Origin of the sequence: Burkholderia sp. RF2-non_BP3 (assembly GCF_001522185.1) — a bacterium.
Lineage (GTDB): Bacteria > Pseudomonadota > Gammaproteobacteria > Burkholderiales > Burkholderiaceae > Burkholderia > Burkholderia diffusa.
Map to the genome: position 1 here is coordinate 108,288 of NZ_LOSU01000028.1, position 15,126 is coordinate 123,413.

12 protein-coding genes and 1 riboswitch are annotated in these 15,126 nt (G+C 69.8%); of the genes, 8 read left to right on the top strand and 4 right to left on the bottom strand.

The features are described from left to right. Nucleotides 1–92: 92 nt before the first annotated feature. The 7 genes from WS45_RS11015 (at nucleotide 93) to WS45_RS11045 (ending at nucleotide 9,249) form a co-directional block, all read left to right on the top strand. On the top strand, nucleotides 93–1,769 hold the full coding sequence (locus WS45_RS11015) for a methyl-accepting chemotaxis protein (RefSeq protein WP_059531674.1): 1,677 nt from the start codon (nucleotides 93–95) through the stop codon (nucleotides 1,767–1,769). Continuing rightward, nucleotides 1,766–2,278, top strand: coding sequence for a chemotaxis protein CheW (locus WS45_RS11020; RefSeq protein WP_059699818.1), 513 nt, complete (start codon nucleotides 1,766–1,768; stop codon nucleotides 2,276–2,278). The genes WS45_RS11015 and WS45_RS11020 overlap by 4 nt, the downstream gene beginning before the upstream one ends. Continuing rightward, nucleotides 2,275–3,690: a CheR family methyltransferase gene (locus WS45_RS11025; protein ID WP_059699820.1), complete on the top strand. Its 1,416-nt coding sequence runs from the start codon at nucleotides 2,275–2,277 to the stop codon at nucleotides 3,688–3,690. The genes WS45_RS11020 and WS45_RS11025 overlap by 4 nt, the downstream gene beginning before the upstream one ends. Nucleotides 3,691–3,735: 45 nt before the next feature. Further along, nucleotides 3,736–4,440 carry a chemotaxis protein CheW gene (locus WS45_RS11030; RefSeq protein ID WP_059699821.1) on the top strand — a complete coding sequence of 235 codons (705 nt, stop codon included), beginning with the start codon at nucleotides 3,736–3,738 and terminating at the stop codon, nucleotides 4,438–4,440. Then, complete coding sequence (locus WS45_RS11035; protein WP_059699823.1) at nucleotides 4,437–6,752, top strand: hybrid sensor histidine kinase/response regulator; 2,316 nt, start codon at nucleotides 4,437–4,439, stop codon at nucleotides 6,750–6,752. The genes WS45_RS11030 and WS45_RS11035 overlap by 4 nt, the downstream gene beginning before the upstream one ends. Next, a complete protein-coding gene (locus tag WS45_RS11040) occupies nucleotides 6,749–7,768 on the top strand; it encodes a chemotaxis response regulator protein-glutamate methylesterase (RefSeq protein WP_059699825.1) in 1,020 nt (339 codons plus the stop codon). The genes WS45_RS11035 and WS45_RS11040 overlap by 4 nt, the downstream gene beginning before the upstream one ends. A 57-nt stretch (nucleotides 7,769–7,825) precedes the next feature. Next, nucleotides 7,826–7,928: riboswitch (Fluoride riboswitch) on the top strand. A gap of 79 nt (nucleotides 7,929–8,007) precedes the next feature. Beyond that, entirely contained in the window at nucleotides 8,008–9,249 is a 1,242-nt protein-coding gene (locus WS45_RS11045; protein WP_059699827.1) for a voltage-gated chloride channel family protein, read from the top strand. Between the two features lie 87 nt (nucleotides 9,250–9,336). On the opposite strand, the gene WS45_RS11050 is transcribed toward WS45_RS11045, so the two are convergent. Both WS45_RS11050 and WS45_RS11055 read right to left on the bottom strand, forming a co-directional pair. After that, entirely contained in the window at nucleotides 9,337–10,050 is a 714-nt protein-coding gene (locus WS45_RS11050) for a riboflavin synthase (protein ID WP_059531652.1), read from the bottom strand. Between the two features lie 115 nt (nucleotides 10,051–10,165). After that, nucleotides 10,166–12,028 carry an ABC transporter ATP-binding protein gene (locus WS45_RS11055; protein ID WP_059699829.1) on the bottom strand — a complete coding sequence of 621 codons (1,863 nt, stop codon included), beginning with the start codon at nucleotides 12,026–12,028 and terminating at the stop codon, nucleotides 10,166–10,168. Nucleotides 12,029–12,515: 487 nt separating this feature from the next. On the opposite strand from WS45_RS11055, the gene WS45_RS11060 reads away from it, so the two are divergent. Continuing rightward, a complete protein-coding gene (locus tag WS45_RS11060; protein ID WP_059531647.1) occupies nucleotides 12,516–13,397 on the top strand; it encodes a Dyp-type peroxidase in 882 nt (293 codons plus the stop codon). Nucleotides 13,398–13,497: 100 nt separating this feature from the next. Here WS45_RS11060 and WS45_RS11065 read toward each other — a convergent pair whose 3' ends face one another. Both WS45_RS11065 and WS45_RS11070 read right to left on the bottom strand, forming a co-directional pair. Beyond that, a complete protein-coding gene (locus WS45_RS11065) occupies nucleotides 13,498–13,899 on the bottom strand; it encodes an OsmC family protein (protein WP_059466564.1) in 402 nt (133 codons plus the stop codon). Nucleotides 13,900–14,018: 119 nt separating this feature from the next. Then, nucleotides 14,019–14,939 carry a LysR family transcriptional regulator gene (locus WS45_RS11070; RefSeq protein ID WP_059689511.1) on the bottom strand — a complete coding sequence of 307 codons (921 nt, stop codon included), beginning with the start codon at nucleotides 14,937–14,939 and terminating at the stop codon, nucleotides 14,019–14,021. Nucleotides 14,940–15,126: the final 187 nt, after the last annotated feature.

The window sequence follows — 15,126 nt, forward strand, 5'->3', positions numbered from 1 at the left end:
CCCGCAGACCCCGATGCGCTCGTGGCGCGCCGTCCGGCGCGCGGGCGGGCGCGGTTTTTTTCAACGCTGATTTTAGAAAGCCCATAACGAACATGGCCACCGTGACGCCTCGCGCGACCAATGAAAGCCTGCACCCGACGATCGGCACCGCCCGGCTGACGCTCGGCAACCGTATCCTGTTCAGCTTCGGCGTGTTGTTCGTGCTGATGCTGGTGACGGCCGGCGTGTCCTACGAGCGCCTGCGTGCGATCAACACCGAGGCCGTCAGCATCGAACGCGATTCGCTGCCGGGCGTGTATCTGGCGGCGTCGCTGCGCGGGGCGGTCAACGAATCGTTCGCGACGCTGCAGCAGGCGACGTTCGTCGACACCGATCCCGAACTCGTGCAGCGTGATTTCGCGAAGATCGGCGAGACGCTCAAGGAGATCGAGTCGTTGTCGGTCGACTATCAGAACACGACGTTCCGCGATGACGACCGTCAGCGCTTCGCGGCGTTTCGCGGCGCCTTCGACCGCTACCTGCCGCTGCTGAACGACGCGGTGCAGAAGAGCCGCGCGTCGCGCGAGGAGGCCGTCGCCGCTTATGCGAAGGTGCAGCCTGCGTGGGCCGAGGTCGTGCGCAATGCGAATATCCTGGTGCAGGAAAACCGCAAGTTCGCCGACCAGTCCGCGAAACTGATCCGCGAATCCGTGCAGGACACCGAGATCGTCCTCGCGACCGCGCTGGCGATCGTGCTGCTGTCCGCGCTGGGGCTGGGCTACGGGCTGTACCGTTCCGTCACCGTGCCGATGGCGCGGCTCGTCGAGGTGCACGACGTGATGCGCACCGGCAACCTGACGCGCCGCCTCGACCTGCGCCGCCGCGACGAGTTCGGCACGCTCGAGACGGGCTTCAACCGGATGGCCGACGAGCTGACCGAGCTGGTCGCGCGCGCGCAGCAGTCGTCGCTGCAGGTGACGACGTCGGTCGCCGAAATCGCGGCGACGTCGCGCGAGCAGCAGGCGACCGCGAACGAGACCGCGGCGACGACGACCGAGATCGGCGCGACCTCGCGCGAGATCTTCGCGACGTCGCGCGACCTGCTGCGCACGATGAACGAGGTGGCCGGCGTGGCCGAGCAGTCGGCGACGCTCGCCGGCGTGAGCCAGAGCGGCCTCACGCGGATGGGCGAGACGATGCGCAGCGTGATGGACGCGGCCGGTTCGGTGAACGCGAAGCTCGCGATCCTCAACGAGAAGGCGCTGAACATCAACCAGGTCGTCGCGACGATCACCAAGGTGGCCGACCAGACCAACCTGCTGTCGCTGAACGCGGCGATCGAGGCCGAGAAGGCCGGCGAATACGGCCGCGGCTTCGCGGTCGTCGCGACCGAGATCCGCCGCCTCGCCGACCAGACGGCGGTGGCGACGTACGACATCGAGCAGACGGTGAAGGAGATCCAGTCGGCCGTGTCGGCGGGCGTGATGGGGATGGACAAGTTCTCGGAGGAAGTGCGTCGCGGGATGCTCGACGTGCAGCAGGTCGGCGGGCAGCTGTCGCAGATCATCGCCGAGGTGCAGACGCTCGCGCCGCGCTTCCAGATGGTCAACGAAGGGATGCAGACCCAGGCGAACGGCGCCGAGCAGATCACGCAGGCGCTGTCGCAACTGTCGGAGGCCGCGCAGCAGACGGCCGAATCGCTGCGCCAGTCGTCGCAGGCGATCGACGACCTGACGCTCGTCGCGAACCAGTTGCGCACCAGCGTGTCGCGCTTCAAGGTCGACGCGTGACGCGCGCCGAGTCGCACGGCGGCGCGCACGCGCTGTTCCTGATGTTCGAGCTCGACGACGAGCGCTATGCGCTCGACGCGGCCGACATCGACGAGGTGCTGCCGCTTGCGACCGCCAAGGCCGTGCCCGGCGCGCCCGAATGGATTGCCGGGCTGCTGATGCGCGGCGGTCAGCCCGTACCCGTGATCGACGTGCCGATGCTGGCGCTCGGACGGCGCGCGCATGCGCTGCGGTCGACGCGGCTGGTGATGGCGCGCTATCGCGTCGGGCAGCCCGACCGCGATCGCGTGGTCGGCCTGATCGTCGAGCGCGCGACGCAGACGCTGCGGATCGACCGCACCGCGTTCCGCGCCAGCGGCGTGTCGACCGCGCGCACGCGCTGGCTCGGGCGCGTCGCGAACACGCCGGACGGGATCGTGCAGCAGGTCTCGGTGTCCGACCTGATCGACGACGTCGCGCGCCTGTATCTGTTCGACGGCCTGCCGGGCCACGGAGGGGAGTCCGCATGAAAGAACCCGATTCGCGATTTCGCGGCTGGCTGCTGCGCGAGACCGGCATCGACCCCGATTCGCTCGGCAACGATTTCCTGAGCCGCGCGCTGACGGAGCGCGTGCAGGCGCTGCAGGGCGACGGCGAGCGGCTGCCGTCGGCGGCGCGGCCGCCCGTCACGCCGGAAGCGCTCGACGCCTACTGGCAGCAGCTCAACGCGTCGGCCGACGAGCGGCGCGCGCTGATTGAACTGTTCGTCGTGCCGGAGACGTGGTTCTTCCGCGATCGCGAGGCGTTCGCGACGCTCGCGCGGCTCGCGGCCGAGCGGCTTGCCGCGATGCCCGGGCGCGTGATCCGCGTGCTGAGCGCGCCGTGCTCGACCGGCGAGGAACCGTATTCGGCGGCGATGGCGCTGCTCGACGCCGGGCTCGATCCGGCCAGCTTCACGATCGACGCGATCGACCTGAGCGCGCGCGCGATCGAACAGGCGCGGCTCGGCTGCTACGGGCGCAATGCGTTTCGCGGCACGTCGACCGAGTTCCGCGGCCGCTACTTCACGCCGGTCGCCGACGGCTGGCTGCTCGACGAGCGCGTGCGCGCGTGCGTGCAGTTTCGCCAGGCGAACCTGGTCGAACCGGGCCCCGACACGGGCATCCGCTACGACTTCGTATTCTGCCGCAACGTGCTGATCTATTTCGACCGCGACGCACAGGATCGCGTGATCGATTCGCTCGAAAACTCGCTCGCCGACGACGGGATGCTGTTCGTCGGGCCCGCCGAAACGGGCGTCGCGATGCGGCACGGGATGCGCTCGGCGCGCGTGCCGCTGGCGTTCGCGTTTCATCGCATGCGCGGCGGCGCCGCGGCGGACGGCCATGCGGCACCGATGCCCGCGATCGCGCCGTACCGTCGCGCCGAGCGCTTCACGGTGGCGCCGCCCGCCGCGACGCGCCCGCTGCTGGCCGTCGTGCCGCCGACGTGGAGCGATGCCGCGCCGTCGCGCGCCGCGTTCGCGCCGGCCGAGCGCCCGACGGCGCTCGAGCCGCGGGCCGACCTGCACGCCGACTCGCCGGCCCGGGTGGCCAACGTGGCCGACACGCCCGCGCCGGCGACACCGGCCGGCGGCAGCGCCGCACCGACGCTCGAGGAAGCGCAGGCGCTGGCCAACGCGGGCGCGTTCGACGAGGCAGAGCGCGTGCTCGCGCAGTTCTCCGCGCACGCCGGGCCGCACGCCGACGCGTTCTACCTGAACGGGCTGATCGCGGATGCGCGGGGGCGCGTCGCGGAAGCGGGCGACTTCTACCGGAAGGCGCTGTATCTGCGGCCGACGCATCACGAAGCGCTGACGCATCTCGCGACCTTGCTCGACGTCGACGGCGACGGCGCCGGCGCGCGATGGCTGCTCGAGCGTGCGCGACGCTCGGCCGGATAACGGGAATACGGGTTGGGAGCCGACATCGGGATGACCGAGGAAAGAATGAACCGCGACGCCGTTGCCACTGACGACACGACGCTCGGCGTCGACGATTGCTGGAACCGGATCGGCACGCACGGCGACCGCTCGTGCGAGCGGCTGGCCGACTGCCTGCGCTGCCTGAACTGTCCGGTCTACGCGTATCACGCGGCGAAGCTGCTCGAGCGCCCGCTCGGCGTCGCCGAGATGGCCGACGCCACGCAGCGGATCAGCGCGTTCGACGCGACCCGCGCGCATGGCGACGACGATACGCGCCAGGCGGCGCTGGCGTTTCGCGTCGCCGACGAATGGCTCGCGCTGCCGATCGGCGTGCTGCGCGAGATCGCCGGCACGCGTCCGATCCATTCGCTGCCGTATCGCCGTCATTCGGCCGTGCGCGGCGTGGTCAACATTCGCGGCACGCTGCGCATCGCGATCTCGATCGGCGCGCTGCTCGGCCTCGACGCGGGCAAGGGCGGCAACGGCGGCACGGACGGCCGTTTCACGCGGCTGCTGGTCGCCGCGCACCAGGGCGAGCCGGTCGTGTTTCCGGTCGACGAAGTCGAGGGCGTGTTGCGCTTCAGCGCATCCGAATGGGTGCCCGTGCCGGCGACGGTCGGGCGCGCAAGCGCCGGGCTGTCGCGCGGCGTGCTGTCGTGGCGCGGCAAGTCGGTGGGCCTGCTCGACGACGATCGGCTGTTCGACGCCGTGACACGGAGCATGCGATGAGCGGCGATGACGATCTGAGCCACCTGTCCCTGCTCGAGCTGTATCGCGAGGAGACGCGCACGCAGACCCAGGCGCTGTCCGAACGCCTGCTCGCGCTCGAATCGGGCGAGCCCGACTCCGTCGTGCTCGAGGCGTGCATGCGCGCCGCGCATTCGCTGAAGGGCGCCGCCCGCATCGTCGGCGTGCCGCTCGGCGTCGACATCGCGGGGCGCATGGAAGAATGCTTCGTCGCCGCGCAGGCCGGCACGATCGCGCTGACGGCCACGCACGTCGACGTGCTGCTCGCCGGCGTCGACCTGCTGGTGCGCGTCGCCGATCCGCAGGCGCAGCCCGTGTCGTCGACGGAGATCGAGGCGTTCGCGCTGGCGCTGACGGGCGCCGACGGCGCGCACGCGATGCCGGTCTCGGCCTCGGCCTTCGCGCCGCCGCCGGCGCCGCCGTCCGTCGTGCCGCATCGCGAGCACGACGGCGCCGCGAACGAATCCGTGGGGGCCGGCGCCGCGGTGCCGCCGCTCGCCGTGTCGGCGGCCGTGCCCGATCCGGTCCAGGCCGGCCGCGCGGCCGGCGCGGGCGCGATGCGCCGCGTGCGGGCCGATACGCTGAACCGGCTGCTGAGCCTGTCCGGCGAGTCGCTCGTCGAATCGCGCTGGCTCAAGCCGTTCGCGGAGTCGATGCTGCGCGTGAAGCGTGCGCAGCGCGATGCGGCCCGTTCGCTCGATCTGTTGTACGAACAGTTTGCCGACGATCTCGACGCGGGCGTGCTCGCGTCGGTGAACGAAGTGCGGCACATGCTCAACGACCTGCAGCGCTCGCTCGCCGAGCGCATGGACGAATTCGACCGCTTCGAGCGGCGCAGCACGCACATCGCCGAGCAGTTGTACGACGAGGCGCTGCAGTGCCGGATGCGGCCGTTCGGCGACGCGACGCGCGCGTATCCGCGCATCGTCCGCGATCTCGCGCGCTCGCTCGGCAAGCAGGTGCGCTTCTCGATCGTCGGCGAAGGCACGCAGGTCGACCGCGACATCCTCGACCTGCTCGACGCGCCGCTCGGCCACCTGCTGCGCAACGCGATCGATCACGGCGTCGACGCGCCCGACGCGCGTCGCGCACGCGGCAAGCCGGCCGAGGCGAGCGTCACGCTGGAGGCGCGCCACAGCGCCGGCTCGCTGCTCGTCAGCGTGATCGACGACGGGCCGGGCGTGGACATGGACGCATTGCGCGCGGCGGTCGTGCGCCAGCGCCTGACCGACGACGAGACGGCCGCGCGGCTGTCCGATCCCGAACTGCTCGAATTCCTGCTGCTGCCGGGCTTCTCGATGCGCGACGCGGTGACCGACGTGTCGGGGCGCGGCGTCGGCCTCGACGCCGTGCAGGAAATGGTGCGCGGCGTGCGCGGCGCGGTGCGCATCTTCAACGAGCCCGGCGCGGGCATGCGCTTCGTGCTGCAGCTGCCGCTCACGCTGTCGGTGATCCGCAGCCTGCTGGTCGAGGTCGGCGGCGAGCCGTACGCGTTCCCGCTCGCGCACGTGCGCCGCACGCTCGAACTGTCGCACGACGACATCGACGTGCTCGAAGGGCAGCCGCATTTTCCGTTCGACGGCCGGCGCGCGGGCCTCGTCGGCGCGCATCAGCTGCTCGATGCGGGCGAACCCAACGTCGCGCGCGCGAGCACGGCGGTCGTGGTCGTCGGCGGCGAGCCCGAACTCTACGGTGTCGCCGTGGACCGCTTCCTCGGCGAACGGATGCTCGTCGTGCAGCCGCTCGACAGCCGCCTGAACAAGATCCAGAACATCGCGGCCGGTGCGTTGCTCGAGAATGGCGACCCGGTGCTGATCGTCGATGTCGAGGACCTGATCCGCTCCGTCGACAAGCTCGTGCGCGGCGGACAGCTCGCGAAGCTCAAGCGCGATCCGCAGCTCGCGCTCGCCGACCGGCGCCGCCGCGTGCTCGTCGTCGACGATTCGCTGACGGTGCGCGAGCTCGAACGCAAGCTGCTGGAAAAGCGCGGCTACGACGTGACGGTGGCGGTCGACGGGATGGACGGCTGGAACGCGGTGCGCAGCGACGCGTTCGATCTGGTCGTCACCGACGTCGACATGCCGCGCATGGACGGGATCGAACTCGTCACGCTGATCAAGGGCGATCCGATGCTCAAGCGCGTGCCGGTGATGATCGTGTCGTACAAGGATCGCGACGAGGATCGCCGGCGCGGGCTCGACGCAGGCGCCGACTACTACCTCGCGAAGAGCAGTTTCCACGACGAGGCGTTGCTCGATGCGGTGCACGACCTGATCGGGGATGCACGCGGATGAACATCGGCATCGTCAACGATCTGCCGCTTGCCGTGGAGGCGCTGCGCCGCGTGATCGCGCTGCGCACCGATCATCGCGTGCTGTGGGTGGCGACCGACGGCGACGAGGCGGTGGATTTCTGCGTCGCGCATCCGCCCGACCTCGTGCTGATGGATCTCGTGATGCCGAAGCTCGACGGCGTGGCCGCGACGCGGCAGATCATGGCGCGCGCGCCGTGCGCGATCCTGGTCGTGACCGCGAGCGTCAGCGCGAACACGTCGTCGGTCTACGAGGCGATGGGCGCCGGCGCGCTCGACGCGGTCGACACGCCGACGCTCGCGCTCGGCCTGCCGTCGGATGCGGGGCCGCAGCCGCTGCTCGCGAAGATCGACCAGATCGGCCGGCTGCTCGAAAGCCGGACCGTGACGCTCGTGCCGCCCGGGCCGACCCTCGCGCGCGGCCTGCCGACGCTGATCGCGATCGGCGCGTCGGCGGGCGGGCCGACCGCGCTCACCGCGCTGCTGCGCGCGCTGCCGGCGGATTTTCCGGCTGCGCTCGTGATCGTGCAGCACGTCGACCAGGCGTTCGCGCTCGGCATGGCGGAGTGGCTCGACGGCTATACGCGGCTGCCCGTGCGTGTCGCGCGGGAGGGCAGCGTGCCGCAGGCGGGCGAGGTGCTGCTCGCGGCGACCAACGATCATTTGTACATGTCGCCGCGCGGCGTGCTCGGCTATACGCGGCATCCGGCCGAGACGCCGTACCGGCCGTCGATCGACGTGTTCTTCAACAGCGTCGCCGACGGCTGGCAGGGCGACGCGCTCGGCGTGCTGCTGACCGGAATGGGGCGCGACGGGGCGCTCGGGCTGAAGGCGATGCGCGCGAAGGGTTGCTACACGATCGCGCAGGACGAGGCGACGAGCGCCGTCTACGGGATGCCGAAGGCGGCCGCCGCGATCGGCGCCGCGTCGGCGATCCTGCCGCTCGAGCGGATCGCGCCGCAACTGATCTCGCGCGTGACGCGCATGCCGCTCGACTGACGGCGCGCGGCCCCGGCGGGGCCGCGTTGCACGCGCCGCACGGCGTCGCGTACAATTGCCGCCTGCGGAGATGGCATGCCTCCCTGCGGTCGATCCCGGTGCGTCGCGCGCGGTTCGGCCCTCAACCGCCGGTTGCCCGGCTGATGATGCCTGCGTGTTCCTGGGTCGTCAGGAGGTCGCAGGCCGTCCATGCGGTATTCTGCCGCCCAGGTTTTGATGTCCTGTCGAATCTGGAAATCATGTTTTTCTCGACTTCTGCCGATTTTTTCGCGACCGTGCGCTACGTGTGCCGCTGGCTCGCGCTTTCTGCCTTGCTCGGCGCGCTGGCCGGAACGGCTTCCGCGTTGTTCCTGATCGCGCTCGACTGGGCGACCGGCACGCGTGTCGCGCATCCGTGGCTGTTGTGGGGACTGCCGGCCGCCGGTTTCGCGACCGGCTGGGTCTACCACCGGTTCGGCCAGTCGGTCGCGCGTGGCAACAACCTGCTGATCGACGAAATTCACGACCCGAAGGCGCTCGTGCCGAAGCGGATGGCGCCGCTCGTGCTCGTCGCGACCGTCGTCACGCACCTGTTCGGCGGGTCGGCCGGCCGCGAAGGCACGGCCGTGCAGATGGGCGGCGCGCTCGCCGATCGCGTCACGCACCTGTTCCGGCTCGATCGCGAGCATCGGCGCGTGCTGCTGATGGGCGGCATCGCGGCCGGCTTTTCGTCGGTGTTCGGCACGCCGCTCGCGGGCGCCGTGTTCGGGCTCGAGGTGCTCGCGATCGGCCGCGTACGGTACGACGCGCTGCTGACTTGCGTCGCGTCGGCGATCGTCGCGGACGTCGTGTGCCGCGCGTGGGGCGTGCATCACACCGTGTATGCGATTCCGTTCGTGCCGGCCGTGTCGGCGACGGGGCTGGCCGCGACGGTCGTCGCGGGTGTCGCGTTCGGCGTCGTCGGCCGGCTGTTCGCGTTCGCGACGCATGCGCTGACCGCATGGTTCCGTCGCGTCGTGCGCTATGCGCCGCTGCAGCCGGTGCTCGGCGGTGCGCTGGTGGCGGTCGCCGCCACCGTGCTGAACGTGCCGCAGTATCTCGGGCTCGGGATTCCGACGATCGAGGCCGCGTTTCACGGGCCGCTGCCGGCTTACGATTTCGCGGGCAAGTTCGCGTTTACCGTCGTCACGCTCGCGTCGGGATTCAAGGGCGGCGAAGTGACGCCGCTGTTCTACATCGGCGCGACGCTCGGCAACGCGCTCGGCCAGGTGCTCGCGCTGCCGGTGCCGGTGCTCGCGGGGCTCGGCTTCGTCGCGGTGTTCGCGGGTGCGGCCAACACGCCGATCGCGTCGACGATCATGGCGATCGAATTGTTCGGCGCGGATGTCGGCGTCTATGCGATCGTCGCCTGCGTGGTCGCCTATCTGTTTTCCGGGCACGCGGGAATTTATCGATCGCAGCGGGTGGCGGTGGAGAAGGGGGCGCGGGTGGAGGCGGAGTGACGGCGGCGCGCGGGGCGGCCGATCGCGGTGTGTCGGCCGAAACCGACACCCGGCGATCGCGCCGATCACCGGGAGCGGAGGCGTCCGTTACGCCTTCGGCAGTTTCGCGACGTTGCGCGCGAGCAGTTCCTCGATGTCGATGCCTTTCTCCGCGAGCAAGGCCGTCACGACGCCGGTCAGCTCCCCGAGCGTTTCCTTGACCGACTCGCGGATCGTATCCACGACGACCTGGGTGCTGCGCTCGATCTCGATGTTGACCTTGTCGTCGACGCCTTTGGCGTCGAAGGTGGTCGCGCGTCGCGTTTCGGGAATCAGCCAGACGTCGAACCAGCCTGCGTCGCGATCGACGTCCGACACGGTGAGGCTGCAGCCGTTGATCGCGATATAGCCCTTCGCGAACACATAACGTTTGAAATCGGCCGGCACGCCGATGCGGATCATCCGGTTGTGCTCGGACGATGCGATTTGCAGGATGGTCCCCATGAAGTCGACGTGACCGGACAGCGGATGCCCGCCGATTTCCGCGCCGTCCTTCGCGGCCCGTTCCACGTTCACGCGGGCGCCGGTCGTGAGGTCGGCCAGCGTGGTGATTCTCAGGCTCGGCAACATCACGTCGAAGTCGATCAGCAGCGGCGAGTGGATGGTCGTCACCGTCAGGCAGACGCCGTCGACCGAGACGCTCGCGCCGATCTCGATGTCGGTGGTGAACCGCTCGGGGAATTCGATGCTGAACGTTCTCAGTTCGCCGTGATCCTTGATGGCCTTGATGACGCCAACACCCTGAACAATGCCTGTAAACATGATCCGCCTTTCGTCGCAAATTGCCTGGCCGGTATGATAAGTGATCGCGGCGGGCGGCGTCGGGGCCGGACGCGCGGCGGCAGTTGCCGCACGTCCGGCCCCGACCGGGTTGCCGTCAAGCCTCCGCCGGCTCTCCCCGCGGGCCGGCATCGCCGCTGACCGCGCGCCGCGGCGAATCGATCAGGCCCTTCGCCAGCTCCAGCGCCTGCCGCTCGAACAGCCGGCGATAAATCCCGCCGTCGATGCGGATCAGCGCGTCGTGGTTGCCTTCCTCGATCACCTTGCCGCGATCGAGCACGAGCAGTCGGTCGAGCGAGCGCACCGTCGACAGCCGGTGCGCGACGACGAGCGTCGTGCGGCCGACCATCAGCCGCTCCATCGCCTGCTGGATCAGCACCTCGCTTTCGCTGTCGAGGCTCGACGTCGCTTCGTCGAGGATCAGGATCGGCGCATCCGCGAGGAACGCGCGCGCGATCGCGACGCGCTGGCGTTCGCCGCCCGACAGCTTGATCCCGCGCTCGCCGACGAGCGTGTCATAGCCGTCCGGCAGCGCGGCGATGAAGTCGTGCGCGCTGGCGAGACGCGCGGCGCGCTCGATGTCCGCACGGCTCGCGTCGGGGCGCGCATACGCGATGTTCTCCGCCAGCGTGCGGTGGAACAGCACGGGTTCCTGCTGGACGATCGCGATCTGGCTGCGCAGCGAATCCTGCCGCACCTGCGCGATATCCTGGCCGTCGATCGTGATGCGGCCGCCCGACACGTCGTACAGACGCTGGATCAGCTTGATGAACGTCGTCTTGCCCGACCCGGAATGGCCGACGAGGCCGACACGCTCGCCGGGCGCGATGCGCATCGAGAAGTCGTCGTACAGCGGCACCGGATGGTTGCCGTAGCGGAACGTCACGTGCTCGAAGCGGATCTCGCCTTGCCCGATCCGGATCGCCGGCGCGCCGGGACGATCGTCGATGCCGAGCGGCTGGCGCTCGAGCGCGACGAGCTCTTCCATGTCGTTGACCGAACGCTGCAGGTTGCGGATGTGCATGCCGACGTCGCGCAGGTAGCCCTGCAGCATGAAGAACATCGTCAGCGAGAACGCGATGTCGCCGACGCTCGCTTCGTCGTTCGCCCACAGCCGCAGCGCGACGCCGATCATCGCCGCCTGCATCGCGACGAGCATCGCACCCTGCAGCCCGCCGTTGAGCGTGCCGCGTACCCACGTGCGGCGCGTGCGCTGGCGCCATTTGCCGATCACGCGCGCGAGCCGTGCTTCCTCGCGCGTTTCCGCGCCGAACGCCTTGACGACCGCATTGCAGCTCACCGCGTCGGCGAGTGCGCCGCCCATGCGCGTATCCCACATGTTGCCGAGCCGCGCGGCCGGCGCGACGATGCCGAGCGACACGGCGACCGTCACCGAGATGTACAGCAGCGAACCCACGCCGACGACGAGCCCCATGACAGGCCAGTGCGTGCCGAGCAGCACCGTCGCCCCGACGAGCATCGTGACCGACGGCAGCAGTGCGATCAGCACGGTGTCGTTCAACAGGTCGAGCGCCCAGATTCCGCGCGTGATCTTGCGCACGGTCGATCCCGCGAAGCTGTTCGCGTGCCAGTCGGTCGAGAACCGCTGCACGCGATGGAACGACGCGGCGGCGATCTCGCTCATCATCTTCAGCGTGAGCGTGATGATGTTCAGGTAGACGCCCTGCCGCAGCAGCGTCGCGCCGATGCCGAGCGCGGCCAGCGTGCCGAACGCGACGATGGCCGAATGCCACGCGGCGGCGCGGTCGGTCAGGCCGGCCGACAGCGCATCGACGAGGCGTCCGGCGAACAGCGGCGTGAGCACGTCGGCAAGCGCGCCGAGCAGCGCCAGAGTCGTGATCGTCGCGATGCGCACCGGCTGCTTGCGCCAGTAGCGGAACGTGAAGCCGAAGACGGCCTGGAATGCCTGGCCGCCCAGATGGGTGGTTTTTCTGGTCATGTATCGTTGCCCGGCGCATCGCGCGACGGGACTTTCCGGTTCGGAGAACGTCGAAAACGCAACAGCCCGGCCGCGCGGATGACGCGGGCGAAACGAAAACGGACTGTCGGAAAAATGCGCGGGCCGGCGAGTTAGCGGAGCACTCGGGAGCCGGCGCGGACGACGGGCTGGATCAGCCGCGCCGTGGGACCACGTTCGGGAAGGCTGCTGGCATTCGGAACATCTGCACCTCCCTGAAGTGAACGGTTGAAAGGACGCCGAAAAGACGTGAAGGGATTTTATCAGCAGTGCCGGAGTCGCCGCAACGTCTGACGAATGCGGCGTTGCAGCGTCGATACGGTTAGTATTCGGGGTTTCGGCCCTTTTTCGTGCGGGTTCCGCGGTGCGGTGCCGCACGGGTCGGCGGGCCGCATCGATTACACTTTGCCGTTGCGCGCCGGCCGCCGAGGCCGCGCGGATTCACCCCCGATACATTCCTGAGGAAACGATGAGCGACGTTCAGCAAGGCATCCTGGCTCCGATCGACACGGCGGCCCGATACCTCACTTTCACGATTTCGAACAACGGCAACGTGGCAGCGGCGCTGACGGCGTTGCGCGAGCTCGTTGACGGGCGCGACACGGTCGCGGGCTTCGGACACGCGCTGGCCGCACACCTCGGGCGTCCGGTCCCGGGCCTCACCGAATATCCGGCGTTCGCGGTGAACGACCGCACGCTGCCGATCACGCCGGCCGACATCTGGGTCTGGCTGCGCGGCGACGATCGCGGCGAACTCGTGCTGCGTGCGCGGGCGATCGAGCGGGCGCTTGCGCCGGCGTTCGCGCTGCAGGACGCGGTCGACGGATTCCGCTATTCGAACGATCGCGACCTGTCGGGTTACGAGGACGGCACCGAGAACCCGACCGGCGACGACGCGCTGGCCGCGGCGATCGTCACGGGGCAGGGCGCGGGTCTCGACGGTTCGAGCTTCGTCGCGGTTCAGCAATGGCTGCACGACTTCGACCAGATGGAACGCATTGCGTCCGGCGACATGGATCACATCGTCGGCCGCCGCCGCTCGGACAACGAGGAACTCGACGACGCGCCCGAGTTCGCGCACGTGAAGCGCACCGCGCAGGAGAGCTTCGAGCCGGAGGCGTTCATGCTGCGCCGGTCGTCGCCGTGGTCCGACGCGCGTCGCGCGGGCCTCTACTTCGTCGCGTTCGGCTGTTCGTTCCGCGCGTTCGACGTGCAGATGCGCCGGATGAGCGGCGCGGACGACGGCATCGTCGACGGCCTGTTCCGTTTCACGCGACCGCTGACGGGCGCGTATTTCTGGTGCCCGCCGGTGAAGGACGGCAAGCTGGACCTGTCCGCGCTCGGACTCTGAACGCCGGACGACATCCGCAAACGGGCGGGTCGCGCATCGTGCGCGGCCCGCCCGTTTCGCTTGTTGCGTGGCGATCGTGTGCGGCGCGCTGCGCCGCCCGTCAGTTCAGCGTCGTTTCGATGCGCGTGCCGCGCTTGATGAACAGCGTCACCGGTGTCTTCTCGCAGATTTCCGCGAGCCGCTGGCGCTGCGCGTCGTCGAGCGGGCCGTCGAGCGTCACGACGCGGCGCACGTATTGCTGTCCTTCGCGATCGGCGTGCAGTTCGGTGCGCACGTCGATCCGCACGGCCGGCCACGTCTTGCGCTGCATGTACATGCGCAGCGTCGCGGCCGTGCATTGCGCGAGGCCGGCCAGCACGAACTCGAACGGCGCCGGCCCGAGGCCCTGTCCGCCTTCGCGCGGCGCTTCGTCGCCGGTCAGCGCGTGCGTGCCGGCCTGCAGCTGGACGACGTAGTCCGGCGCGTCGGCGGCGAGGGTGGCGGCAGCATGGATGAGCGGCATGGCAAGACTCCGGTAAGCGGGGAAAGAGGCGGCCGCGACGATGCGCGGCGTGCGAGCCGTCAGCATACCGTCTCGACGAAAATCGCGGGCGCTGCGTGCGTCGACGTGGCTCGCCAGAGTCAGCCGGCGACGCCGGCGCTCCGGCGCACGAGCGTGGCGACGCGTTCGCGCACCCATTGGTGCGCGCGGTCGGTTTCGCGCGACTCGTGCCAGTACGCGAGCAGCGGAAACGGCTTGAGCCGCAGCGGCAGCGGCTGCACGGCGATCGGCAGCAGCGCCGCCATGCGCAGCGCATACGTGCGCGGCAGCGTCAGCAGCAGGTCGCCCGCCGCGGCGATCTGGCAGGCGGCGAAGTAATGCTGGCACACGAGCTGGATGTGACGGAAGCGCCCGTCGTTGCCGAGCAGCACGTCGAGCGATTGCGGTTCGCCGAGCGACGACACCGCGACATGCCGTGCGGCGAAATAGTCGCCGCGCCGCAGCGGACCGCCGGTCAACGGATGATCGTGCCGCATCGCGACGACGAGCGAATCGTCGAGCAGATGTTCGGTCGCGATGCGCGGGCCGGTCTGCACGCGTCGATCGACGGCCAGATCGAGATTGCCCGACGCGAGTTCGCGTTCGATGTCGTGCACCGCGATGCGGCGGCTCACGAATCGCAGGCCCGGCGCTTCGTCGGCGAACGCGGCGACGATCTGCGGCAGCGCGATCGATTCGAGCACGTCGCGAATGCCGACCGCGATGCTCAGGTCGAGCGTCGCCGGGTCGAATGCCGACGGGTCGCGCGCGGCGCGTTGCAGGCCGGCGAGGTGAAGCTGCACGTCCGCGATGATCGTGCGCGTGCGCTCGGTCGGCACGACGCGGTTGCCCTGGCGGACGAACAGCGGGTCGTCGAAATGCGCGCGCAGCCGGTTGAGCGCATGCGTGACGGCCGGCTGCGTCAGGTGCAGCGCACGGGCGGCCGCGCCGATGCCGCCGTGCACGTAGACGGCGTCGAGCACGCGGAACAGGTTCAGGTCGAGACGATGATCGGCGGGCACGGACGAAGTCGGCGTGGTGGACGGTGGGGCGATTCTAATGGATGCGCGAACAACGGCATGCGGGTGCGTGCGTTAGAGAGACGATCGATGCCGTTCGACGCGTGTCGATGACGATCGACCCGATACGCGAGCGTGCGCATCCGACGCGCGATGCGGATCGTGCGCACGATGCGAGCCTGCCCGTCGG